This window comes from Sphingomonas sp. ASY06-1R (genome assembly GCF_052180265.1).
Classification (GTDB): domain Bacteria; phylum Pseudomonadota; class Alphaproteobacteria; order Sphingomonadales; family Sphingomonadaceae; genus Sphingomonas_I.
The window spans coordinates 36,902-60,747 of the sequence record NZ_CP197464.1 but is presented as its reverse complement, the minus strand read 5'-3'; the positions used below and the strand labels follow the sequence as shown (position 1 = coordinate 60,747).

At 63.6% G+C, this 23,846-nt stretch carries 19 protein-coding genes and 1 tRNA gene; 17 read left to right on the top strand and 3 right to left on the bottom strand.

Annotated features, from left to right (window positions below; all coding sequences use genetic code 11):
* Position 1: 1 nt before the first annotated feature.
* Positions 2-421: a secondary thiamine-phosphate synthase enzyme YjbQ gene (locus ACSBM8_RS00280; protein WP_442679677.1), complete on the top strand. Its 420-nt coding sequence runs from the start codon at positions 2-4 to the stop codon at positions 419-421.
* A gap of 138 nt (positions 422-559) precedes the next feature.
* Here ACSBM8_RS00280 and ACSBM8_RS00275 read toward each other — a convergent pair whose 3' ends face one another.
* Together ACSBM8_RS00275 and ACSBM8_RS00270 are read right to left on the bottom strand one after the other, a co-directional pair.
* Positions 560-1,255, bottom strand: coding sequence for an RlmE family RNA methyltransferase (locus tag ACSBM8_RS00275; RefSeq protein ID WP_442679676.1), 696 nt, complete (start codon positions 1,253-1,255; stop codon positions 560-562).
* Complete coding sequence (locus ACSBM8_RS00270; RefSeq protein WP_442679675.1) at positions 1,252-2,313, bottom strand: Ppx/GppA phosphatase family protein; 1,062 nt, start codon at positions 2,311-2,313, stop codon at positions 1,252-1,254. Before ACSBM8_RS00270 ends, ACSBM8_RS00275 begins: the two co-directional genes overlap by 4 nt.
* Before the next feature lie 188 nt (positions 2,314-2,501).
* Here ACSBM8_RS00270 and ACSBM8_RS00265 point away from each other — a divergent pair.
* The 15 genes from ACSBM8_RS00265 to ACSBM8_RS00195 all read left to right on the top strand — a co-directional run bounded on the left by ACSBM8_RS00265 (position 2,502) and on the right by ACSBM8_RS00195 (position 21,229).
* Positions 2,502-2,575: transfer RNA gene (locus ACSBM8_RS00265), tRNA-Gln, on the top strand.
* A gap of 585 nt (positions 2,576-3,160) precedes the next feature.
* Positions 3,161-3,556, top strand: coding sequence for a hypothetical protein (locus tag ACSBM8_RS00260; RefSeq protein ID WP_442679674.1), 396 nt, complete (start codon positions 3,161-3,163; stop codon positions 3,554-3,556).
* A gap of 1,285 nt (positions 3,557-4,841) precedes the next feature.
* Complete coding sequence (locus ACSBM8_RS00255; protein ID WP_442679673.1) at positions 4,842-7,826, top strand: TonB-dependent receptor; 2,985 nt, start codon at positions 4,842-4,844, stop codon at positions 7,824-7,826.
* Positions 7,827-8,042: 216 nt separating this feature from the next.
* Positions 8,043-9,590, top strand: a complete 1,548-nt coding sequence (locus tag ACSBM8_RS00250) for an alpha-N-arabinofuranosidase (RefSeq protein WP_442679672.1) — start codon at positions 8,043-8,045, stop codon at positions 9,588-9,590.
* A 13-nt stretch (positions 9,591-9,603) separates the two neighbouring features.
* Positions 9,604-11,952 (top strand): glycoside hydrolase family 95 protein, encoded by a 2,349-nt coding sequence (locus ACSBM8_RS00245; RefSeq protein ID WP_442679671.1) that lies wholly within the window; start codon positions 9,604-9,606, stop codon positions 11,950-11,952.
* 139 nt (positions 11,953-12,091) lie between these two features.
* A complete protein-coding gene (locus ACSBM8_RS00240; protein ID WP_442679670.1) occupies positions 12,092-12,391 on the top strand; it encodes an EthD family reductase in 300 nt (99 codons plus the stop codon).
* 83 nt (positions 12,392-12,474) lie between these two features.
* Positions 12,475-13,185: an SDR family oxidoreductase gene (gene bdcA / locus ACSBM8_RS00235; protein ID WP_442679669.1), complete on the top strand. Its 711-nt coding sequence runs from the start codon at positions 12,475-12,477 to the stop codon at positions 13,183-13,185.
* A 368-nt stretch (positions 13,186-13,553) separates the two neighbouring features.
* A complete protein-coding gene (locus ACSBM8_RS00230; RefSeq protein WP_442679668.1) occupies positions 13,554-14,135 on the top strand; it encodes a DUF308 domain-containing protein in 582 nt (193 codons plus the stop codon).
* A gap of 172 nt (positions 14,136-14,307) precedes the next feature.
* A complete protein-coding gene (locus ACSBM8_RS00225) occupies positions 14,308-15,693 on the top strand; it encodes an FAD-containing oxidoreductase (RefSeq protein WP_442679667.1) in 1,386 nt (461 codons plus the stop codon).
* The gene (locus ACSBM8_RS00220) at positions 15,693-17,369 is read left to right on the top strand and encodes an alpha/beta hydrolase (RefSeq protein ID WP_442679666.1); all 1,677 of its coding nucleotides are present in this window, start codon (positions 15,693-15,695) and stop codon (positions 17,367-17,369) included. The genes ACSBM8_RS00225 and ACSBM8_RS00220 overlap by 1 nt, the downstream gene beginning before the upstream one ends.
* A gap of 238 nt (positions 17,370-17,607) precedes the next feature.
* Entirely contained in the window at positions 17,608-17,910 is a 303-nt protein-coding gene (locus ACSBM8_RS00215) for an EthD family reductase (protein ID WP_442679665.1), read from the top strand.
* Positions 17,911-17,973: 63 nt separating this feature from the next.
* Positions 17,974-18,870, top strand: coding sequence for an NAD(P)-dependent oxidoreductase (locus ACSBM8_RS00210; RefSeq protein WP_442679664.1), 897 nt, complete (start codon positions 17,974-17,976; stop codon positions 18,868-18,870).
* Positions 18,870-19,694 (top strand): oxidoreductase, encoded by an 825-nt coding sequence (locus ACSBM8_RS00205; protein ID WP_442679663.1) that lies wholly within the window; start codon positions 18,870-18,872, stop codon positions 19,692-19,694. The genes ACSBM8_RS00210 and ACSBM8_RS00205 overlap by 1 nt, the downstream gene beginning before the upstream one ends.
* A 51-nt stretch (positions 19,695-19,745) precedes the next feature.
* On the top strand, positions 19,746-20,594 hold the full coding sequence (locus ACSBM8_RS00200; protein WP_442679662.1) for an alpha/beta fold hydrolase: 849 nt from the start codon (positions 19,746-19,748) through the stop codon (positions 20,592-20,594).
* Positions 20,595-20,698: 104 nt separating this feature from the next.
* A complete protein-coding gene (locus ACSBM8_RS00195; protein ID WP_442679661.1) occupies positions 20,699-21,229 on the top strand; it encodes a VOC family protein in 531 nt (176 codons plus the stop codon).
* A 102-nt stretch (positions 21,230-21,331) separates the two neighbouring features.
* On the opposite strand, the gene ACSBM8_RS00190 is transcribed toward ACSBM8_RS00195, so the two are convergent.
* Entirely contained in the window at positions 21,332-22,192 is an 861-nt protein-coding gene (locus ACSBM8_RS00190; protein WP_442679660.1) for a LysR family transcriptional regulator, read from the bottom strand.
* 350 nt (positions 22,193-22,542) lie between these two features.
* Between ACSBM8_RS00190 and ACSBM8_RS00185 the strand changes: the two genes are divergently transcribed.
* Complete coding sequence (locus ACSBM8_RS00185; RefSeq protein WP_442679659.1) at positions 22,543-23,826, top strand: retropepsin-like aspartic protease family protein; 1,284 nt, start codon at positions 22,543-22,545, stop codon at positions 23,824-23,826.
* Positions 23,827-23,846 lie beyond the last annotated feature (20 nt).

Below are 23,846 nucleotides of genomic sequence, written 5' to 3'. Positions count from 1 at the left end.
CATGCGCCAGGCCTTCGACACGATCCAGATCGCGACCTCCGGCGCGCAGCTGTACGAAGTCACGCACGAGGTTAGCCGCTGGGTTGCGGGCCAGGACCTAACCGATGGCCTGCTGACCTTATTCTGCCGCCATACCTCCGCCTCGCTGCTGATCCAGGAGAATGCGGCGCCCGAGGTGCAGGACGACATCCTATCCTTCTTCGATCGCCTCGCGCCCGAGGATCGCAGCCTCTATGCGCATGACGACGAGGGGCCGGACGACATGCCCGCGCATCTCAAGACCGCGCTGACGCAGGTCTCGCTGGGCATTCCGCTGGTCCAGGGGCGGCTCGCACTCGGCACCTGGCAGGGCATCTACCTGTTCGAACATCGCCGCCATCCGCAGCGGCGCAGCATCGTGATGCACCTGATCGGCGAATGACGCGTCACCCCGGCGCAGGCCGGGGCCATATATCTTATCGCGTCATGCCAGCGCAGGCTGGCATCCACGGAACCCTCCGCACGCTGTTCGGACGGGGCATGATGTCCACCGACGGACTATTCGGCGAGCGCCGGCGGGTCAGGCTTCCCCTGTTTCCCCTGCGTCCTCAGCCTTCTGGCCCTTGAACCCTTGGGCGATCACATACCATTCGGACGAATCCTTGCGGCTCGCCGGCGGCTTGGCGTGCTTCACGGTGGTGAACATCCGTTTCAGCGTCGCGACCAGCGCACTATCCGCCCCGCCCGCCAGCACCTTGGCGACGAAGGCGCCTCCGGGCGATAATACGTCGCCCGCAAATTCCGCCGCCGCCTCCACCAGACCCATCGTCCGCAGATGATCCGTCTGCTGATGGCCGACCGTGTTGGCCGCCATGTCCGACAGCACCAGATCCGCCTTGCCGCCCAATTCCTCGGTCAGGCGCGCAGGCGCATCGTCGTCCATGAAGTCCATCTGCAGGATGACGACATCGTCGATCGCGTCTGTCGGCAGCAGATCGATCCCGACGATGCGCGCGGTGGCGGAGCGGCGGCGTACCACCTGGCTCCACCCGCCCGGCGCAATGCCCAGATCGATCACGCGCTTGGCGCCCTTGAGGAAGCCGAACCGCTCGTCCAGCTCCAGCAGCTTATAGGCCGCCCGGCTGCGATAGCCTTCCGCCTTGGCGCGCCGAACATAGGGATCGTTCAGCTGGCGCTCCAGCCAGCGGGTCGATGCCGCCGTGCGGCCACGCCCGGTACGGACGCGCACGCGCCCGCCTGATCCGCCGCGGCTCATGGTTTGACGAACTCGTGCGCCATCAACGTCCTCAATATACCTTCGCGGATGCCGCGATCCGCCACGCTCAGGCGCTCGGCGGGCCACAGATCCAAAATGCCTTCCAGGATGGCGCAGCCGGCCACGACAAGGTCGGCGCGCTCGCTGCCGATACAGGCGAGCCTTGCACGTTCCGCCACGCTCATGCCGGCCAGCCGCTGGCTCAGGCTGCGCATCGCCCCCGCCGGCACGATCAACCCATCGACCGCACGGCGATCATAATTGGGCAGTTCCAGATGCAGGCTGGCGAGCGTCGTCACCGTGCCGCTGGTGCCCAGCAACCGGCCGCCATCGCCGACGCCACGCGCCTTCAGCGTTTGCGCGAACGGCGCAAACGCCTCCGCCACCCGCGCCCGCATCCGTCCATAGGCCGCGCGGAGCTCCGCCTCGTTTGCTCCGCAATGCGGCTCGCTCTCGCTCAGCGAGACGACGCCCCACGGCGCGGAAAACCAGTCGCCGACGTGCGGCGCGCCGCCGCTCTCCCCGTCGAGCAACACCAATTCGGTCGATCCACCGCCAATGTCGAACACCAGCGCAGGCCCCGTTCCGGGCTCCAGCAGCGCATGACAGCCCGTCACCGCCAGCCGTGCCTCCTGCTCGGCCGTAATAATCTGCAACTGAATGCCGGTTTCGGCGAGGACGCGCGCCACGAATTCGCGCCCGTTGGCGGCGCGACGGCAGGCTTCCGTCGCCACCGATCGCACCAGCGTGACGTTGCGGCGCTTCAATTTGTCCGAACAGATGGTCAGCGCGGCCAGCGCCCGATCCATAGCGACGTCGCTCAGCCGGCCCGTCGCCGCCAACCCCTCGCCCAGGCGGACGATTCGCGAGAAGGCATCGATCACGACAAATCCGTCGCCAGCGGGCCGTGCGATCAGCAGCCGGCAATTATTGGTGCCCAGATCCAGCGCCGCATAGGTGCCACGCATAGGGGATGCCCGCGAAGGGCGGGCGGGGGGCGCGGCGTCGCGGCGAGGTACGCCGGCCGCCTGCGTCGCTTGATGCGCGCGCTCTGCCATTCTCCGTCTCTTATATTCTCCGGAATCGGCACAGGGCCGCCGGTACTTGAATCCTGCCTAGTGCGCGCTGGCGCCAGCGGCAAGGGCAGCGCGCATCCGCCGTCGCCCCGATGCCCATCCGCACCTGAATCGACCGCCTGCGTTGACACCGCGCGGCCGCTTGCTTATTTCGCCGCCTCCGCTGCTGCTGCCCTGTCGTCTAAAGGTAAGACTACGGACTCTGACTCCGTTAATTGAGGTTCGAATCCTCACGGGGCATCCAGCGGATCCATCGAGATCACCAACGGGCCGGCCTGCCCCACCGGGGCTGCTGCGATACGCCTGTTCCAGCAGGCCTCCACTCCAGCGCAGAATAGCGGAGGCGAGGTTCGTTTGTATTCGTCAGTCAGGCAGCACGGGCTGGACGGTTCCTGTAGCGGCCACGGATCGCTGTGGCGTGCGTGGTGGAACAGGCTCGAAGTGAAGTAAATAAATCAGATCGCGCGCCTGATTGTCACGGAAGATGCGTAAAGGACCCGACAAAGGGCCAAAGTCTTGAGCATATTACAACAGATTCGATGCAGGTTGGGGCGGCATGTGCCTTCGCGTGGGCGCGCAGTGCATGACGGCGAGCAGTTTCGCAGCAGGTGCAGGGGCTGCCACGCACCCATGGTTCGCGATGAAGGCGGCTGGCGGCTGAGTTCCAAAGCCTAGCTGATCCGCTGCCAAACGGGTCCGATCCGGAATCACAGAGCGCGAACTTACATTTTACCGAATCAATCATGGCCGATGCATCCAATATGGATGTGAAGCGCTTAGCCTGCGTCGGGAACATTCCTCCCAATCTTTACAGACATTTGGGACCACAATGTTCATTGCGCTCCAGCTTGCGACATCGGCCGCGACCTGCTCACTAACCAGTGGATCGACCGCCGCACGGCAGACGACGGTGGCGCGCGCGTTCGTGGATCATGTAAGCCGATTGGATATCGGCAGCGCGAAGTTGTCAATTGCGCCCGGGGCGATGGTTGAAGACCATACCACCGATCAAAGCCGATCGGCTTCTATTGTCGATACTCTCTCATCACTTGACCAGCAGAGCGGACCTCGCGATCATCTAAAAGTCGTCGATATCCTGGAAGGTGATGACGGGACAGTTGCCGCACGCGTCGAGGAGCGCTCTGCATCAACCGGACAATTTAGTCACTCCGTCTGGCTGTTCAGCGTCGTCGGCAATTGTATCACCAAAATCGTGAGATATTAGAACCGGCCGGCAGCCTGTTGGAGCGGCGGCCTTTCCCCAATGCTCTTTCCCAGCGGATCGAGGTCAGCGCATCGTCGCAAAGCCGGCTCGCCTAACGGTAGAGGGTTATTCCAACCCCCACCCGAATCGCTTTTTGATCATCGCGCGTCCGCATCCTTTGCAGACACTGCGGATGATATGATCGCGCGTTGTCCTGGCGCGGTTACGATCGGGGGCGTGCTTGCCGAAAAGGCAGCGGAGATATTGGAACGAAAAACGCAAACTTCTCTCACTAGACATATCGCCCCTTCTATCGGGGGTGACGGGCAAGAACGGGCACATTCTTGGTTGGTTTCAGGGAGATTCGTTCATTTCGGCGGATTTTGCGCGTCAATGTGCCTTAAGTCCGAAAAGGCCTATGCAATGTTTCGCAGAGCGCGGCGCTCGCATAATCTCTTGCTGGAGACGGGCCATGCGGATTCTACGCGGCAATGGGTTGTTACCGATCCTGTGGTGCCAGACTCCACCCTTCAGGGCCACGAACCATCGCCTTTCCGCAACCCTTGCAGACCGAGTGGAAATCCTCACCGTCATAGGTAGCCCGCCCTCGAGACGGCACATGCCTCCCAAAGAAGCACCGGATCGCTTTTACAAGTTTCATGCGGTCGACCCTTTACGAAAGGCCGTCCCAGGCATCCTCTAAATGATATTATTACTTGTCACATACAAATAGTCCACCATCAAAAACTCGCTTGTCCCCAAAAACATGCGAACTCGCACATGCGAGTATGCACACACCAAGCATATCGCGCGAATCGCTGCGATCATCGCGCAGCGTCACGCTGCGTTATTGGGTACGGGATTGACGATTGATCTGAACGGCATTGAGAATAGAGAAACTCTTGGACTCATTTAGGGCCGATCCGGATCCAAAGCGAATGGGTCATCGGCATACCAAGCTCTTCTCGCCGGGCATTGAGCCGCAATCCAGCCGTTGTTTGTTACGACCTATACCCCGATCCTAGCCGCAAGGCCGATGCGGCAATCGCGCCACAGCACATCAAAGCATGGCTCTCGCACGCAAATCCCCCTTGCATCCCGTTATGAATTGACCGACAAATGCATTGTTAGCGATACCGCCCGATAAAAGGCGTGGAGCAGACAGGAGAGGATAGCGCTGCGCAACGGCGCATGGTGGCCATCGAATCGATATTGTGTGAGCGCTCACAGCGCTGCGCCCGCCGCCGGCGCGATCCACATTGTCATCCGACCAAAAACAAAATGTCACAGAAGAGGGGAAATACTGATGAGCATCGCCATTCAGGGCCGCCATCCGTCATGCTTGCGCAAGGCCATGCTGGCCGGCGCGTCCAGCATGATCGCGCTCGTGGTCGCCGCACCGGTCGCCGCACAGACGGACACGACCAACAATCCCAGCACGCAGAACGGCACCGTGGTGCAGCCCGCCACGCCCAGTTCCAGCAATCTGACCGCCCAGCAGGCCGGCCAGCCGCAGGATACCGTCACACCCGGCAGCACCGCCTCAACCGAGGAGGAAATTGTCGTGACCGGCCTGCGCGGCTCCTTGCAGCGCAATCTGGACATCAAGCGTTCGGCTGCCGGCGTGGTCGATGCCATTTCCGCCGAAGATATCGGCAAATTCCCCGATTCGAACCTCGCGGCATCGCTGCAGCGCCTGCCGGGCGTATCGATCCAGCGGGACGGCGCGCGCGGTGAGCCGACCGGCATCACGGTGCGCGGTTTCGGCGGAGACTTTAACGAAACGCTCTATGACGGGCGCCGCATTTCGACCGCCAGTGGCGGCCGATCGGTCGATTTCAGCACCGTAGGCTCGGACTTTGTCGGACAGCTCAATGTCCTCAAGACCCCCGACGTCTCGCTGTCGAGCAGCTCGATCGGCGCTACCGTCAATGTGCAATTCCCCAAGCCGTTCGATCATCCCGGTTTGCGCATCGCAGCGAGCGGCTCCGGCTCCTACCAGACCCGCTCAGACAAGGCGGCTGCGACGGGTGGGCTGCTGTTCAGCGATACGTTCGCAGATGACACGCTCGGCATCCTGGTCGACGGCATCTATACCAACCACAAGACCAAGACGAACCGCGTCTTCGTGTCGGGCTGGGTCGGCGGCTATCTTGCGCCCTGTCAGTTAACGCCGACGTGCACCGCCGCCGATCTCGCCGGGCCCAAGAACAAGCTAAGCTGGTTCGAGCAGCAATATGGCGCCGAACAAAGCTATGTGAATGACGAGCGGATCGACGGGCGGATCGCGCTGCAATGGCACCCGTCTGAAAACCTGCTGCTGACGATCGACGACAATTATTCGCGCCAGAAGCTGCGCACGAACATCTCGTCCTTCGGCATCTGGTTCAATGGCGGCGATCTGCGCAACGTGCAGCTCGATGACAATGGGACGGTCGTCAACTTCGTCCAGAACGGCTCCCCGACCGACTTCAACGCCACCCGCAACACCCGCATTCTGCGCACCAACCAGGTCGGCGGCAACGTGAAGTGGGATGCCAGCGAGCATCTGCACGTCGAAGGCGATGTCAGCTACGCCCAGAGCAAGCTCAACCCCGGCATCGGCGTGTCCAGCGACAATGCCGACGTCGGCTATGGCGGCGCGATCGGTACACCGCTCGGCATCAAGATTACGGGCAATAGCGACAAGTCTTTCCCGGAACTGACCACCTATGGCCCGCAAGGCAACCAGAGCCGCTGGCTCGATCAATCCCTGATCGGATCGCACGTTACCGTGCGGCAGCTTCAGCAGAATTCCGATCGGGTGAAGCAAGCGAAGCTGCAGGCGACATGGGAGCAGGATAATCTCAGCATCCGCGCCGGTGGCACCTATCTTGACGACAAATATCACCTGGAAGGCCGCGACACGTTCGCGAACAATTACTGGCAGGCTTATTCCGGTTATGGTTCGGCCTCCGGCCGCGACACCGGCGTGATGCTGCCTTCCAGTCTGTTCCAGGGCACGATTGGCCTGAAGGACTTCATTCCCGGCTTCTCGGGCAATCTACCGCCGGCGTTGCTGAAATATGATCCGCGCGCCTATCAGGCCTATCTGTCCGGTCTGGGCAACCCGCAGCAAAAGAATATCCCCGGGTTCAATTATGGCGCGCCGACCGTCGGCACGAACTTCACCGGTGCGTTCGATCTCGCCACCAACATCGGTGGCATCCAGACGATCCGCGAAAAGACCTGGGCGGCATTCCTGCGCGTCAATTATACGGCCGAAATTGCCGGCATGCCGTTCCACTTCAATGCCGGCCTGCGGCGCGAGAGCACGAATTTGAGCTCCAGCGGCTTTGGACGTCTGCCGCTGACCATCATCCAGAATTCGGGCGATCCGACGCTGCTGACCGTAGCGACCTACACGCCCACCCAGCCGATCACGACCAAGAGCAATTATCATTACCTTTTGCCCAGCGTCGATTTGAAGCTGGAGGCCACGGACAAGCTCACGCTGCGCTTTGACGCATCGCGAACACTGACCCGCCCGGCACTCAATACGCTGAACCCGGTCCTCGACGTGGGCAGCGGGCAGCGTGTGGGCGCGCTTACCGCAAGTGGCGGAAACCCGCTGCTCCAGCCCTACCTCTCGGACAATTACGACGTCGCGGCGGAATGGTATTATAAGCGTAACTCCTATTTCGCGATCGACGGGTTCATCAAGAATGTGTCGAACTTCATCGTTGCCGGCGTAACGCGCCAGACGATCAACGGCGTGGTCGATCCCAGCACGGGTGCGGCAGCGGTGTTCAGCGTCTCCGCGCGGGTCAACGGGCCATCGGCAACCGTGCGCGGCGTCGAACTCGCCTGGCAGCATGTGTTCGGCGACAGCGGCTTCGGCTTCAACGCCAACGCCACTTTCGTCGACACGAACAAGCCCTATGATCGCAACGACATATCGTCGAGCGGCTTCGCGGTGACGGGCCTGGCCAACTCCGCCAATTTCGTCGGCTTCTATGACAAGAACGGCTTCCAGTTCCGGGCGGCCGTCAACTGGCGCGACGAATATCTGCTGCAGTTCGGGCAGAACCAGAATACCAGCGCCTTCGGCGCCGAGCCGACTTTCGTGAATTCGCAGGTGCAGGTCGATCTCAGCACGAGTTACGAGATCAACAAGCATATCAGCGTCTTCGCGGAAGCGTTGAACATCAACAACTCCACCTACAGCACGCATGGTCGCTTCAAGAACCAGCTGCTGGACGTCTATTCCTATGGCCGGCGCTTCACCTTGGGTGCTCACCTGAAATTCTAGACGTCACCTCTGGGGGTGCCGGTCCGCCGGCGCCCCCGCCTCTCCTGCCGGACGGCGGCCTTGCGGCCAGCCTTCTCCTGCCGTGGTACCCGCCAATTTGGCGACAACGCCGCCATCGCCGCGGCACCAAGTGTTGACCGTACCTGGTCCGGCTTATACTCCGACATAATAATTCAGACGAAATTGCTTGAGGGGAACAGGATGCGGCGCGGGATCATGTCATCGGCTCTGGTAATGCTTGGCCTGCTGGCCGCGCCCGTGGCGCCGGCCCTGGCGCAAAGCGAGCCGTTGCAGGCCACGATCACGGTGCGCGGCGATACGCCGGGGCCGCGCATGTACCGGCAGGTGTTCGGCCAGTTCGCCGAACATCTCGGCCATGGTATCTATGAAGGTATCTGGGTCGGCGAAAAATCGTCCATCCCCAACGATCACGGCTATCGCAAGGACGTGCTGCAGGCGCTGCGCGACATCAAGGTGCCGCTGGTGCGCTGGCCGGGCGGCTGTTTCGGCGACGAATATCATTGGCGCGACGGCATCGGCCCGCGCAACAAACGCCCGGTCAAGATCAATACCAACTGGGGCGGCGTGAATGAAGACAATGCCTTCGGCACGCATGAATTCATGGGCTTCGTCGAGAAGCTGGGCGCGGAAGCCTATGTCTCGCTGAACGTCGGCAGCGCACCGCCGAGCGAGGGTGCACAGTGGGTCGAATATATGACCTCGCCCAACGGGTCGACGCTCGCCAAGGAGCGCGCGGCCAATGGCCATGCGGGTCCGTGGAAGGTCGAATATCTCGGCATCGGCAATGAATTGTGGGGCTGCGGCGGCAATATGCGCGCCGAATATGCCGCCGACGTCACCAACCGCTACGCCCAGTTCGCCAAATCCGGCAACGGCAAGATGATGAAGATCGCCAGCGGCGGGCTGGAGGACGACGTCGCCTGGACCGATTCCATGATGCGTGTCGCCGGCAAATATATCGATGGCTATTCGCTTCATTATTACACGATTCCCGGCGGCTTCAACGCCAAGAAGCAGGCACTGGGTTTCAGCGAAGTCGAATGGGCCGAAACCATCGCCCGCACGATCAAGATGGAAGAGCTGATCACCAAACATTCGGCGGTGATGGACAAATATGATCCGGGCAAGACCAAGTGGCTGGCGGTGGACGAATGGGGCACCTGGTTTGCGCCCGCACCGGGCAGCAACCCCGGCTTCCTGGTGCAGCAGAACAGCGTCCGCGACGCGGTCGTCGCCGGGCTCAACCTCAACATCTTCGCGCACCATGCCGATCGGGTGAAGCTCACCGCGATCGCGCAGATGGTGAACGTGCTGCAGGCGATGCTGCTGACCGACGGGCCGCGCATGGTGAAGACGCCGACCTATTGGGTCTATGACATGTACAAGCCGTGGCAGGACGCGACGGTGCTGCCGACGGATCTGTCGTCGCCCTGGTATAATAAGGACCAATATGTTGCGCCGGCGGTCAGCGTATCGGCCGTGCGCGATACGGCAGGACAGATTCATATCGGTCTGGTCAATGCCGATCCCAATCGCGCCATGCCGGTCAACATGACGCTGACGGGGGTACAGGCGAGCAGCGTCACCGGTCGTATCCTGACCGGTACGACGATGGACGCGCATAACAGCTTCGATCAGCCCAACACGGTCAGCCCGCAGCCCTTTACCGGCGCACAGGTCAATGGCGGCACGCTCAGCCTTTCGCTTCCCCCGAAATCGGTCATAGTGCTGGATCTGCGTTAAAAGGATCCGGCACATGTCCCAGCCCCGCGTCACCCGGCGGACCCTGTTGGAGGGGTCCGTCGCCGTCGCGGGGCTGGCCTGTTCCAGCGGCGCGATCGGGCAGAGCAATCGCGATCATCCGCATCGCCTCTGGTATCGCCAGCCTGCCGATGCGTGGGTCGAGGCGCTCCCGGTCGGCAATGGCCGGCTTGGCGCGATGGTGTTCGGCGGCAGCGCGCACGAACGGCTACAACTCAACGAAGCCACATTCTGGGGCGGGAGCCCCTATGATCCGATCAACCCGGACGCGCATGATGCCATACCGGAGGTGCGCCGGCTGATCGCGGCGGGGCGCTTCGCCGAAGCGGAGGCGCTGGCCAACGCCAAGGTCATGGCGAAGCCGCTCAGCCAGATGTCCTATCAGCCAATCGGCGATCTGCTGATTGATCTGCCGCGGGTCGAACCGGCCGGGGTTGAGGATTATCATCGCGCGCTCGATCTGGATGCGGCGGTGGCCACTACCCAGTTTCGCGCCGGTGGCATCACCTATCGGCGCGACGTCCAGGCGTCCGCGATCGATCAGGTCCTGGCTATTCGTATCAGCGTCGATCGGCCGCACGCGCTGGATCTCGATCTGCGTCTCACCTCGCCGCAGCGCGCGACGACACAGGCGGCGGGCGATCGCCTGTTGCTCACCGGCGTCGGCCCTAGCGAACATGGCGTGCCCGGCGTCTTGCGCTTCGCCGCGCTGGTGCGTGCATCGGCGGACGGGGGGACGATTAACGCCGAGGGCGATCGGCTACGCGCGCGGGGCGTAACCGCGGTCACGATCGTGGTCGCGATGGCGACCGGTTATCGCTGGTTCGACGACGGCGGTGGCGATCCCGGCCCGATCGTCGAACGCCACATCGCCGCTGCGTCCGCCAAGGATTTTCGCACCATCGCCGCGGCGGCGACGGCCGAGCACCGACGTCTCTTCCGCCGCGTCCGCCTCGATCTTGGCCGTACGCCGGCCGCGGACCAGCCGACCGACGTGCGGATCCGCACCAGCGAAGGCGCGAACGATCCGGCGCTGGCTGCCCTGTATTTCCATTATGGCCGCTATCTGCTGATCTCCAGCTCGCGCGCCGGCGGGCAACCCGCCAATCTGCAGGGCCTGTGGAATGAATCGGTCAAGCCGCCATGGGGATCGAAATATACGATCAACATCAACACGGAGATGAATTACTGGCCGGCCGAGCCGACCGGCCTCGCCGAATGCGTACCGCCGCTGATCGCGCTGGTCCGCGACCTCGCCATTTCCGGCACGAGGACCGCGCGCACCATGTATGGCGCGCGGGGCTGGGTCGCGCATCACAACACCGATCTGTGGCGTGCGACCGCACCGATCGACGGCGCGCAATATGGGCTGTGGCCGACCGGCGGGGCGTGGCTGTGCACCCATTTATGGGAGCGCTACGATTATGGCCGCGACGAAGCCTATCTGCGATCGATCTACCCGCTGATGCGCGGCGCGGCCTTGTTCTTTCTGGACGTGCTGCAAACCGATCCGCAATCGGGAAAGCTGGTGACGAGCCCGTCGCTGTCGCCGGAAAACATCCATCCCCATGGCGCATCGATCTGCGCCGGCCCGGCGATGGACCAGCAGATCCTGCGCGATCTGTTCGCCTATACCGCGCACGCCGCCGCCATCCTGGGCATCGATGCCGACTTTGCCGCGCAGCTGACGGCGACACGCGCACGACTGGCGCCCGACAAGATCGGCAAGCAGGGGCAATTGCAGGAATGGCAGCAGGATTGGGATGCGGACGCGCCCGATCCGCATCATCGCCATGTCTCGCATCTGTATGCGCTGTTCCCGAGCGATCAGATCAATCTGGACGACACGCCCGCGCTGGCCCGCGCGGCGCAGCGCTCGCTGGAAATTCGCGGCGACGAATCCACCGGCTGGGCGACCGCCTGGCGCGCCAATCTGTGGGCGCGGCTGCGCGACGGCGAACATGCCCACCGCATCCTGCGCTTCCTGCTGGGGCCGGAACGCACCTACCCCAATATGTTCGACGCGCATCCGCCCTTCCAGATCGACGGCAATTTCGGCGGCACGCGCGCGATCGCGGAGATGCTGATGCAGAGCCGCGGCGACGAGATATTGCTGCTGCCCGCGCTGCCCCGCGCCTGGCCGACCGGATCGGTAAAAGGCCTGCAGGCGCGCGGCACCTGCCAGGTGGATCTCGCCTGGCGGGACGGCGCGCTGACGGCCGTGACGCTGACGGCCGCATTGGATGGCGAGCGCGTGGTTTGGCTGGGCGACCGGCAAGCCAAGGTCCGGTTGCGGGCGGGCCGACCGACCCGCCTGTCGACCCAAGACTTCGGCGCCGCCTGACCGCTCGGTCGTTACCGTCTGCCGATCTGTTTCACAGAGACGGCATCGTGGTCCGGCCCGCGAACCACCCACAATATTGAACAGAGAATATTCAAGCCTGTAAGTTTACGATCATCGATGATCCGCCCAGATCTTGCCGATGACATATGCAATTCTGACCGTCACCTGCAGCGGCGGCACCTACTTCGATCGCGACCATTATGTCGACGTCCACCTTCCCTTGGCGCTTGCCTGCTGGCGGCAATATGGGTTGGAGAGCGCATCCGCTTTCTTTCCAGGGGACGCCAACAGCGCGGACGTCTCCGTGGGCCTCTACCGTTTTCGTGACGAAGACGCGCTGCACGCCGCGCTCGCATCGCCCGAGACGGCGGCGGTGATGGCCGACGTTCCCCGCTTCACGGATGCAAGTGTGTCGCGGACCGTGGGCACGCCGCTCTGACCGCATCGGGCGCCGCTCCGGTAACCCCCATTGTCACGGCACCCGCCAATCCCCTTCCTTCCTCCCGTAATTGGACACGCAGGATGACATTCTCTGATCGCAAGATATTCGTCGTCGGCGGCAGCCGCGGCATCGGGGCAGCGATCGTGCGGGCTTTCGCTGCCGCCGGCGCGACGGTGATCTTCACCTATGCCGCCTCCGCAACCGCCGCCCGCCAGCTTGCCGCCGAAACCGGCGCGCAGGCGCTCCAGATCGACGCGGGCGCGCGCGATGCGCTGATCGCGGCAGTGCGCGATGCCGGCCCGATAGACGTCTTTGTCTACAATGCCGGACTGCTGCTGTTAGGCGATCCCCTGACGATGGACGCAGACGCGGTCGACCGGATGATCGACGTCAACGTGCGCGGTGCCTATTTCGGCAGCGTCGAGGCCTCACGCCTGATGCCCGAGGGTGGGCGGATCCTGGTCATCGGGTCCGACACGGCCGACAACATGCCGTTTCCCGGCCTTGCCGCCTACGTACTGACCAAAGCGGCGATGCAGGGCATGGCGCGCGGTTTGGCACGCGACCTGGGTCCGCGCGGCATCACGATCAACGTGATCCAGCCTGGTCCGACGGATACGGATATGAACCCGGCCCATGGTCCGCGTGCGGCCGGCATGCTCCAGCAGATGGCGATCAAACGCTATGGCACCGCAGACGAAGTCGCGAGCCTGACCCTCTATCTCGCCAGCGCGCAGGCGCGCGGGATTACAGGCGCCATGCATACGATCGACGGCGGTTTCGCCGCCTGACGTCCGGCAGTCACCAGTTAGCCAAGCAGATCAGGCCCCATGGACGGTCCGTCTGACAGCGTCAGTGTCTATGCCGCCGATCGGAGCACGGCCGAGACTGCCGTTAAAAAAACTGGGGATTGGGTGACCAACATCGCAGTGCGCGCGAATAAGCCATCATGCGCTCGGACTGCCTTTCGAAATTGATCGCGGAGCCTGCGCTGCGCACGGCGCCAGCCAGCCGCGGGCCTCCGCCCTGAACGACGCCGGACTTTGAACTGATCTGAGGCGGCAAAATACGAGCCGCACATGCCTGAACCGCCGACCGCCAACTCATCCCGATTCCGGGACGGATGGCGTGCGGCCGCGTCACAGAAAGGAATCATGATATGAAGACCATCACCGATGCAAAGTCCCCGGACCGGGACTGGCTGAAAACCTATTATTATCTGCGCTTCGCCGTCTCCGCGGTCTGGGTCGCGCTGGCTTTCACGGTCGCGAAGGCCGTGCCGCCGCTGGCGGCGGTGATGCTCATCGCATATCCAGCCTGGGATGCGCTGGCGAACTATCTCGACGCCGGCCGCAGCGGTGGCCTGGCACAGAATAAAAGCCAGATGCTGAACTTCGCCGTCAGCGTCGTCACCGCCGTTGTCGTCGCCGCGACCCTGTCGCACGGCATGCATCAGGTCCTTCAAGTCTTCGGTGTGTGGGCGATACTCTCCGGCCTGTTCCAGCTCGCCACCGGGGTGCGGCGCTGGAAGTCCTATGGTGCGCAATGGGCAATGATCCTGAGCGGCGCCCAGTCGGGGCTCGCCGGGGCATTCATGCTCAGCAAAGCCGCTAGCGCCGCGCCGGTCAGCATCGCCGACATCGCGCCCTACGCCGCCTTTGGCGCCTTCTATTTCCTGGTCTCGGCGGTCTTGCTGACAATCAGCGGCGCGCGTCACCACGCGAGGGCAATGGCGGCCTGACACCCCGCGCATCTCCGGCCCGGGAGGTCTGGTGAAGGCCGCTCACCAGACCTGCCCTACCCCAACCTGCGCCCCAGCATCATTTAACCTTGGCGGCCCCGCCCAAGCGCAGACCCGTTTTCTGCCAAGCGGCGCGTCGCCCCTTGGCCCACATCAAAAAGGTAGCCTTCGCATGCGCAGCTTCGACGCGATCATCATCGGCGCCGGCCAGGCGGGTCCGGCGCTGGCCGGCCGGCTGAACGATGCCGGCCTGTCGGTCGCCATCATCGAGCGCCACCATGTCGGCGGCACATGCGTCAACACCGGCTGCAGGCCGACCAAGACGCTCGTCGCGAGCGCCTACGCGATCCACACTGCGCGACGGGGGGCGGATTATGGCTTCAACGTTGCCGGGGCGGTCGATGTGAACATGCAAGCAGTCGCCGCTCGGGCGCAGATGATCATCCAGGATGGCCGCACCGGGAACGAGCATTGGTTGTCCGACATGGCCAATGTCGAGCTGATCCGCGGACATGCGCGCTTCGAGAATTCCAGCGTCGTCACCGTCGATGGGGAGCGACTGACCGCGCCGCGCATCTTCATCAATGTCGGCGGCCGGGCTGTGGTGCCGGACATGCCGGGCGCCGATCAGGTCCCGATCCTCACCAATACCGATATCGTCGCGCTCGACGTGCTTCCGCGGCATCTTGTGGTGATCGGCGGAAGCTATATCGGGCTGGAATTCGCCCAGATGTATCGGCGCTTCGGTGCCGAAGTCACGGTGGTGGAACGCATGGACCGCCTCATCGCGCGGGAGGATCCCGACGTGTCCGCCGCTGTCCGGCAGATTTTCGAGGCCGAAGGCATTGCGATCCGTACGAATGCAAGCTGCATCGGCTTCGCGCGCAGCGGCGACGATGTCGAGGTGCGGGTGGACTGCGCGGCGGATGCGCAGCCGGTCGTCGCCAGCCACGTCCTCATGGCGGTCGGGCGGCGGCCGAACACGGACGACCTGGGGCTGGAGGCGGCGGGCATCGCCGTCGACGCGCGCGGCTACATCATCGTTGACGACAAGCTCGAAACCAGCGTGCCCGGCATATGGGCCCTGGGGGATTGCAACGGCCGGGGCGCCTTCACGCACACCGCCTATAACGACTTCGAGATCGTCGCAGCGAACCTCCTGGACGGGGCGGACCGCCGGGTCAGCCAGCGCCTTCCGGGCTATGCGCTCTACATAGATCCTCCGCTCGCCCGGGTCGGCATGACCGACGCTGAGGCCGCCAAAACCGGGCGACCCCTGCTTCACGCGATGCGACCCATGTCCCGCGTCGGCCGGGCGGTGGAACGGGGCGAGACCCAAGGGTTCATGAAAGTGGTGGCTGACAGCGAGACGCGCCGCATACTCGGCGCGGCGATATTGGGAACGAACGGCGATGAGGCGATCCACGGCATTCTCGACATGATGAATGCCGACCAGCCGATCGAGCAGCTGCGCTGGGCCGTGCCCATCCATCCCACCGTATCGGAATTGATCCCGACATTGCTGCTCGATCTTCAGCCTTGGACAGAAGAGGCCTGATGCGCATGATCGCGCTGATTGAGATCGAATTGCGCCGCAGGGCGGTGCCAAAGGCGATCCGCCTTCTTCTGGTGTCGGGATCGGCGTCGCTTCTCATCGGCGCCGCGGAGCCCGAAGCGCGTTTCGCCGTGACGCTGCCGTCAGACCTGGTCGAGGATGCGAGCGGACGGCTGCTGCTGTTCGCCACGCCGACGACGAGCGAAACGATGACCAGCGACGCGGTCGACCTGGAGCGCGATCGGAGCGTCTCGGTCGCGGCACGCGACGTGTCGGGTTTCAGAGCCAGTCGCTCCATAGCGATCGATACGCGGGCAATGGCCTTCCCCGCCAGCTTCGCGACGCTGCCGCAGGACTCGTATCATGTGCAGGCGGTGCTCGATCGCAACGGCGATTACAACTTTGCCGGTCGGGGGCCTGGCGACCTCGTATCCAAGGTCGTCACCCTCCATTTCCCGCTTTCGTCGATGCCTGTCATTCCGCTCGATCATGCGCTGCCGCCGGAGAAGGACCAGTTCGACACGACCGGGCTGCCCCCTGCCGCGGCGGAGCAGATCGCCGCATCCCGTCCGCATCTTCACGATGAGCGGATAGCATCCGCAGTGTTGACGCGCTTCCACGGCGCGAACCAAGCCGTGGCCGCATGGGTGCTTACCCCGCCCGGCTATGACCCCACGTCGCGCACCACCTATCCCACCGTTTACACAGCCGGCGCGTTCGGCGCAGACCACAAGCTGGCCGGCCAGCAGCTTTCGCGCATGTGGCACCTGATGGAAACCGGCGCCATGCCGCCGATGATCTGGGTCGCGCTGGATCATTCGTCCCCGACAGGCACGACGGAGTTTGCCGACAGCGCGAATAATGGTCCGTGGGGCAAAGCGCTGGTCGACGAGATCATTCCCGCACTGGAGGCCAAATACCGGATGGACGCCAAACCGTCGGGCCGTTTTCTGACGGGGCACAGTTCGGGCGGCTGGTTCGCGCTCTGGGCCATCGTCCGCTACCCGCAACGCTTCGGCGGGAGCTGGGCAACGGCACCCGATCCGGTCGACTTCCACGACTTTCTCGGCGTCGATCTCTACGCGCCCAAAGCGAACATCTACCATGATGGGAGCGGCCGGCCACGCCCCCTCGAACGCGATCACGGCAGGGTGCTCGGCACGATTGAGGACGCTGCCCTGCTAGAGGGCGTGCTTGGCAACAAGGGCGGCCAGCTCCGCTCTTTGGAATGGGTCTTTTCTCCGCGCCGACGCGATGGCACGCCCGCCTTTCTGTTCGACCGAGGGACCGGCGCTGTCGACCCCGCCGTGGCGGCCTATTGGCGTGCGCATTACGATATCGGGCACCGGATCGAAGCGGATTGGCCGCGGCTGGGCAAGTATCTGAACGGCAAGATCCATGTCGTGGTCGGAACCGCCGATTCCTATTATCTCGACGGCCCGGTGCGTCGGCTCGATGCCGCGTTCCGCAAAGTCGGGGGCCGCGCCGACTTTCGTTACGTGCCGGGCGCGACGCACAGCATGGCGATGCTGTACGCGCAAGACGCTGACCGCAACGCCTTGTGGAAGGAAATGTCGCGCGCAATGTATGCGGTCGCCAGACCAGGCCAGATCTGGGGTGTAGCTTCTGTCACTGCCCTCACCCCGCGCCCGTCCGCAGGAGCGCGCCAGCACTCATAACGACCGGCGCGATGAGCGCTGCCGTGGGCAAAGCCGCCTGTCTCTTGCGTGCACCACCACGCACACACAAAACTGAACGACGATCGTGCAATCATGTCACTTAAAGAACAAATCCAAGCATCTAAATTCCGGTCATCGTCTGGCTGTGCCTCCCAAGAGAAGCCCTTCCGGACTCAGCAGATCTCGAGCCGTGACGGAACGCGGCGTCACGATCCGAATGGTCGCAATGAGGATTTCGATGATGATCACAATGCTGGTGACCTATGCGGGCGATGCGCAGACGCCGTTCGATCGCGATCATTGGATCAACGTGCATTTCCCGCTCGTGCGGGAAAGCTGGGCACCTTACGGGCTGGTCAGCGCCGACGGCTTCTTTCCGCAAGGCGATGGCGCCGGGTTGATCGCGGTCGCTGTCGTGAACTTCCGCGACGAGGCCGCGATGGAAGCGGCGCTCAAATCGCCGCAAACTGCCCGGATCATGGCGGACGTCGACATCGTCACCGCCGTCAAACCGCAGCGCAGCATCGTGACGCCGTTCTGATCGGCGGATGCGTGCGCGCCGCTCCGAAGCTGCGCGCGGCTCCCAATTATAAGGAAACACAAGATGCAGATCGGATTCATCGGTCTCGGCAATATGGGCGCGCCAATGGCCGCGAACCTGGTGAAGGCAGGCCATGATGTTCGGGCCTGGAACCGCAGCAAGGTCGCGCAGGATCGTGTCCCCGGGGTGACGCTTGTCGAACGCGCGGCGGATGCGTTTCAGGCCGATGCAGTCTTCACGATGCTATCCGACGACCAAGCCATTCGCGGCGTGATCGTCGATGCCGGCCTGCTTGCAAGCGCGCGACCGAGGCTGATCCATATTGTCACGTCGACGATCTCGGTCGCTTTCGCGCGCGAATTGACGCGGCTGCACGAAGAGGCGGGCCTTGGCTATGTGTCCGCGCCTGTGCTCGGGCGCCCGAGCGTCGCGGCAAGTGGCCAGCTTAACATCCTGGCGGCCGGGACGGCCGATGCCGTTGGCGCGATCGAGCCGCTGCTCGCTTCCCTCGGCAAAAAGACATGGAAGTTGGGGCAAGACCCCGCGCGCGCCAATATGGCAAAGCTCGCCTGCAATGTGATGATCGCCATGGCGATCGAGGCGATGGCGGAAGGTGTCGTGCTGAGTGAGAGCGTCGGCCTCGATCGGGCCGATTTCTTCGCACTCATCCTGGGCACCCTGTTCTCGGGCCGCGCCTATGAGAGCTACAGCGCGCAGATCACGGACCGATCGTTCGAGCCCGGCTTCAAAGCCAGTCTAGCACTCAAGGACATGCGCCTGGCGACGGAAGCCAGCGACGCGATCGGACGCATCCTGCCGATGCTTGAAACGGTTCGCGAGGGGCTCAGCAGAGCCGTTTCAGCGGGCTTTGGCGAAAAAGACTGGTCGATCATGGCCGATATGACGGTCCGTGGCGGCAACGGCTTTGCGTCGTCTGCAAACACGTCGGACAGCCTGTGATGAAAACCTGGTTCATCACAGGCTGTTCGAGCGGCTTCGGCCAGCGGCTCGCGCTCGCCGGCGCACGGCGCGGCGACCGGATCATCGCGACGGCGCGCGATATCAAGACGATCGAGGCAATGGCTGCGCCGTTCGGTGGCCGGATGATCGCCTTGCCACTGGACGTAACCGATGCGGCGGCAGCCAGGGCCGCGGTTGCGAAGGCCGTCGAGACCTTCGGCGGGTTCGACGTGCTCGTGAACAATGCCGGCTACGGCCTGTTCGGCGCGATCGAGGAGGGCACGCCCGAGGAATATCGGCCGATGTTCGAGGTGAACGTCTTCGGTCTGATCGAAACTACCAAAGCCGCCTTGCCCGTCTTGCGCCGTTCGGGCGGCACGATCGTCAACATGTCGTCTGGCGCCGGCATCGCGGGCGGTGGCGGCGGTGGCTATTACAACGCCGCCAAGTTCGCTGTGGAAGGGATTTCCGAAGCGCTCGCTGATGAGCTGAAGCCCTTCGGCATCCGCGTGCTGATCGTCGAGCCTGGGCCGTTCCGCACCGATTTCCTTGGCCGTTCGATCGCGATGGCGGCCCGCGAAATGCCGGAATATGCCGCGAGCTCACGCAAGCATTATCGCGACACTAACGACGGCGCCCAGGCGGGCGATCCCGACAAGGCGATCGCGGTGATCCTGCAGGCGGTCGACGCCGATAATGCGCCGCTTCATCTGCCGCTCGGCCCAGTCGCGCACGCAATCGCGGCGCGCAAGCTCGCGGCTTTCCGCAACGATATCGACGCCTGGCGCGACATCACGATCGCCACCGATTTCGACCAGCCCTGAGCGCGGGCCGCGCGCTCTGTTTGACCATGAATATCTGACTGGAGAGCGATCATGATCGCAACTTTGAAGGGATTTACCCAGCAAATAGTGCCGGTGAACGGTATCAAGATCAACGCTGTCACGGGAGGCGCAGGCCCGCCCATCCTTCTTCTGCACGGCTGGCCGGAAACATGGTGGGAATGGCACCATGTGATGCCGCTGCTGGCCGACCAATTCAGCGTTGTCGCCATCGATCTGCGCGGCGCGGGTTTTTCCGATTGCCCGGTCGACGGTTATGACAAGGCGACGATGGCGCGCGACGCGCACGAAGTCATGATTGCCCTCGGGCATGAACGCTATGCCGTGTGCGGGCATGATATCGGCGGTATGGTCGCCTTGCCGCAGGCCGCCCTCCATCGCGAGGCGGTTACGCACCTGGCCATCCTCGACGTACCGCTGCCAGGCTGGTCCGAATGGGAGGCGACCATCGCCCGGCTGTGGCACTTCGGCTTCCATAGCAATCGGGATCTGCCCGAGCGCCTGATCCATGGCCGCGAATATGCGTATATTTCGGCCTTCATGTCGGAGCGGTTCTACGATCACAGCCGCTTCAATCCGGCGGATATCGAGATATACGCGAGAGCGATGGAGCTCCCTGGCCGCACCCGCGGCAGTATGGAATGGTATCGCACCCTCACCGCCGACCATGCAGCCGCGCTGGAATATAAGAAGCAGCCGCTGGCGATACCGGTGCTGGGTCTCGGTGGGGAACAGCGCTTCGGTCCGCAGATGGTGCCGATGCTCAAGGAGTTTGCCGGCAATGTGACCGGCGGCTCGATTGCGCGGTGCAGCCATTATCTGGCGGACGAACGGCCCGAGGACGTCGCGGCCGCTCTCATCCATTTCCTCAAGGCTCAGTGAAACGCGGCGACCGCGCCGCCGTGAGCCGACCGGATCGCGAACCGAACGCCCGTAACGCCCGCACCAATTCCAACCGAGTGCGTAAACCAGAAAGGAAAATTGTCATGACCGTACCTGTCATTCGCGGCGTCAATCATATCGGCATCACGGTGCCCGATATCGAAGCGGCCAAATCGTTCCTGATGGACGCTTTCGGCGGCCAGCTAATCTATCAATCCTTTGGACCGCAGGATCCGCCGCGGCAGGGACCCGAATTCGAGCGGGCCGTTGACGCCTTCCCAGGAACGATCGTGCGTGCGCAGGCGATGGTCAAGATCGGCACCGGGCCCGATATCGAGCTCTTCGAAATGCACGGCCCCGAACAAGCCCAGCCGATCCGCGCCAGCGATTTCGGCATCACGCATTTCGCGCTCTACACCGACGATATCGACGCATCGGTCGAGCGCTTCGCAAAGGCCGGAGGCACTCCGCTCACGGCGCCGCGCGCTATTCCTTATGCGACCGAGAAAGGTCCGCGAAACAAGGTCTGCTACTGCCGCATGCCCTGGGGTACGACGATGGAATTCATCACCACGCCCGACCGCATGCCCTATCATGATCAGACCGACCTGCGCAGGTGGCAGGACGAGGACTGAGCAAGACACCGTCGTAACGGATCAAGCGCGCCATCATGTGCAACCAGAATGTGGCGGGCGTATGCCTCAGATAAAGGTGTTATCGTCAAACGCCTGGCTGAGTCAGGGCAGCACCTCGCGCAGGTGATCTTCCACTACCGTGATGAAAGCACGGAGTCGCTGCAGGTGCTTCAGATCCCGATGATAGCCCATCCAGATGTCGCGACTGGGCGGCTCTGACGGGAGGTCGAGCAGGCGCAGTCCCGGGGTCTGCTTGCCGACCGCCTGGGGAAGTACGGCGATGCCGACGCCCTGTCGGCACATGCGCGCCTGCACGTTCCGGTTGTTCGACCGCATGACGGGTGTCGCATTGGGGAAGCTCTCCATGAGCCAGGCGATATCGGGGAAATGCCCCGTCGATGTGTCGTGGGTAATCAGACGGAAGCCCATCCCATCGCCGAACACCGGCTCGGGTGCGGTGGCGGCCACGTATACGCCATAGTTCAACCGGGCGAGCCGCCGTTGCACGATGTCGGACGTGTCGAAGGGCACGATCCGGAAAGCGATGTCCGATTCGCGCTGCGCGAGGCTGAAGAGGCGCGTTCCGGTGAGGATCTCGACGTCAACGCCCGGATAGGCCTTGCTATAGTCGGCGATGATCGGGGGCAGGACGTAGGCGCCGAACCAGTCGGCCGAGGATATGCGCAGGCAACCGCGAAGATCCTGTTCCTGCCCGGCCAGCCGCCGCTCCAGCGCCAGCGCGCCCTCCTCCATCTGCTCCGCCAGAGCGACGATGGCGCTCCCCTCCTCGGTCAGGACATGTCCATCGGCGGTTCTCTGGAACAGCGTGTGGCCGGTCGCCTCCTCAAGCGCGCGCAGGCGCCGACCGATCGTGGGATGGCTGAGCCGCAGCGCACGCGCAGCGCCGCCCAGCGTGCCGGACCGCATTACGGCCAGAAAGATGCGGACGTCGCTCCACTCCATCTTATGTCCTCACGCATTGCACCGGCGGGGAAGCGCCCAGCCTGTTGGGACGGTCGCCGATCGATCTTGCCGCCACGTGGTGGCCGTTAATAGCCCGGCGGAAATCTCGGCCGGACGTTACCGGCCTGCCGCAGCAAGGGAGACATAAGCCGCGGCGAAAACAGTCCGCAAGGTGCACGCCTGTGATTTAGTCTCAAGCATGAGCGCAGACGCCTGACGCACCCCGCGTCCCTTCGGAGTGATTAGGACGGACGGCCGTCCCGTGGGCAATCGGGCCGGACCATTCGACACCGTGTGACCAGCATCGCTCAGCGCGCGAATTACAGGGCACGCCCTCGGAGTTTCCTGAAATGTCCTTACGCGCCATGCTCGCGCTCGCCGTTGCTGCCTTGCCGACGCTGACGGCTTTTGCAGCGCCCGCGGCCGTGCAACCCGTCGATGCCGCACTGGAGCGGTGGGACATGGCCGAGGCGCGTGCCCTTGCCGATGCGATGCCGCAGGGGGCCGATCGCTGCGCGGTGGAAGGCGTGATCGCCAGCCGCGACAATCGTCTCGACCAGGCGGCGCGATCGCTACCGCCCTGCCTGACGACGTTGGAGCAAACCGGGTCTCCCCAGGCATACGAAGCCTTCCTGGCGCTGCTCGATACATATCGCAGGCGCGGTGAATATAAGAAGGAATATCGCCTCATCGCGCGATGGCTCGACGGCCATGATGACCTCAAGGACCCCGGCAAGTTTGCCGATCTGCGCAACGAACTCGGCACCGCAGCGATACTGCGCGGCCTTTCCAGGCCCAGGGCGACGGGCGGTACGGCAGCAACATTGCAGACCTACCGCAATGCGCTCGGCACGCGGAATGTCGATCTTACGGTACGCGGCGTCACGCTGCCGTGGATGATCGATACCGGCGCTAATTATTCCATCGTGTCCGAGAGCGCAGCCCGGCGGATGAAACTGACCGTGCGCGATGCCGGCTATCATGTGGCAGGATCGACCGGCCATTCGGTCGTGACACGAATCGCGGTCATCGACCGGTTGCCGGTCGGCAGCGTCATATTGCGGAATGTGGTGGCGATCGTCGCGCCCGATGCGGCGATGCACATCCGAACGGCGCGCGCCGATTACCAGATCGAGGCGGCGCTCGGTTACCCGGCCATGGCGATGCTCGGTCGGTTCCGGATCGATCCCGATGGCACATTCGCGATCGACCGGAATGCGCCGCTGCTGGGGTCGGGGGCGACGCTGTACATGAACCAGCTGACGCCGGTGGCCGAGGTGGAGATTGCGGGCCGCAAGAGCCTGCTGAGCATCGATACGGGCGCGCGGCGAACGACCCTTTATGCGAGCTATGCTGCACGGTTCGACGATCGCGCGAGCCTTTGGTCGAAGACGCGGGACACGTCTTCGGGATTGGGCGGCAGCATCGAGAGCGATGTGCTGATCGAGCCGCAACTGACGATCCGGGCCGGGGGGCAAATTGTCGTCGAACGCGACGTGTCGATTGCGTTGGACGGGGACAAGGCATCCCCGATCCTTGGCAACCTTGGCCAGCCGGCATTGAGCGCGAACGGCAGCTACACCGTCGATTTTCGTTCGATGCGGCTACTGCTCGGACAAGCGGCTTCCGATTGACGCATCGCTCGATAGAGTTT

Bases quoted from the DNA above. Each gene is read 5' to 3' on its own strand.
- ACSBM8_RS00280 (WP_442679677.1), top strand. From the start codon at position 2: ATGCGCCAGGCCTTCGACACGATCCAGATCGCGACCTCCGGCGCGCAG.
- ACSBM8_RS00275 (WP_442679676.1), bottom strand. From the start codon at position 1,255: ATGAGCCGCGGCGGATCAGGCGGGCGCGTGCGCGTCCGTACCGGGCGT.
- ACSBM8_RS00270 (WP_442679675.1), bottom strand. From the start codon at position 2,313: ATGGCAGAGCGCGCGCATCAAGCGACGCAGGCGGCCGGCGTACCTCGC.
- ACSBM8_RS00260 (WP_442679674.1), top strand. From the start codon at position 3,161: ATGTTCATTGCGCTCCAGCTTGCGACATCGGCCGCGACCTGCTCACTA.
- ACSBM8_RS00255 (WP_442679673.1), top strand. From the start codon at position 4,842: ATGAGCATCGCCATTCAGGGCCGCCATCCGTCATGCTTGCGCAAGGCC.
- ACSBM8_RS00250 (WP_442679672.1), top strand. From the start codon at position 8,043: ATGTCATCGGCTCTGGTAATGCTTGGCCTGCTGGCCGCGCCCGTGGCG.
- ACSBM8_RS00245 (WP_442679671.1), top strand. From the start codon at position 9,604: ATGTCCCAGCCCCGCGTCACCCGGCGGACCCTGTTGGAGGGGTCCGTC.
- ACSBM8_RS00240 (WP_442679670.1), top strand. From the start codon at position 12,092: ATGACATATGCAATTCTGACCGTCACCTGCAGCGGCGGCACCTACTTC.
- bdcA (WP_442679669.1), top strand. From the start codon at position 12,475: ATGACATTCTCTGATCGCAAGATATTCGTCGTCGGCGGCAGCCGCGGC.
- ACSBM8_RS00230 (WP_442679668.1), top strand. From the start codon at position 13,554: ATGAAGACCATCACCGATGCAAAGTCCCCGGACCGGGACTGGCTGAAA.
- ACSBM8_RS00225 (WP_442679667.1), top strand. From the start codon at position 14,308: ATGCGCAGCTTCGACGCGATCATCATCGGCGCCGGCCAGGCGGGTCCG.
- ACSBM8_RS00220 (WP_442679666.1), top strand. From the start codon at position 15,693: ATGCGCATGATCGCGCTGATTGAGATCGAATTGCGCCGCAGGGCGGTG.
- ACSBM8_RS00215 (WP_442679665.1), top strand. From the start codon at position 17,608: ATGATGATCACAATGCTGGTGACCTATGCGGGCGATGCGCAGACGCCG.
- ACSBM8_RS00210 (WP_442679664.1), top strand. From the start codon at position 17,974: ATGCAGATCGGATTCATCGGTCTCGGCAATATGGGCGCGCCAATGGCC.
- ACSBM8_RS00205 (WP_442679663.1), top strand. From the start codon at position 18,870: ATGAAAACCTGGTTCATCACAGGCTGTTCGAGCGGCTTCGGCCAGCGG.
- ACSBM8_RS00200 (WP_442679662.1), top strand. From the start codon at position 19,746: ATGATCGCAACTTTGAAGGGATTTACCCAGCAAATAGTGCCGGTGAAC.
- ACSBM8_RS00195 (WP_442679661.1), top strand. From the start codon at position 20,699: ATGACCGTACCTGTCATTCGCGGCGTCAATCATATCGGCATCACGGTG.
- ACSBM8_RS00190 (WP_442679660.1), bottom strand. From the start codon at position 22,192: ATGGAGTGGAGCGACGTCCGCATCTTTCTGGCCGTAATGCGGTCCGGC.
- ACSBM8_RS00185 (WP_442679659.1), top strand. From the start codon at position 22,543: ATGTCCTTACGCGCCATGCTCGCGCTCGCCGTTGCTGCCTTGCCGACG.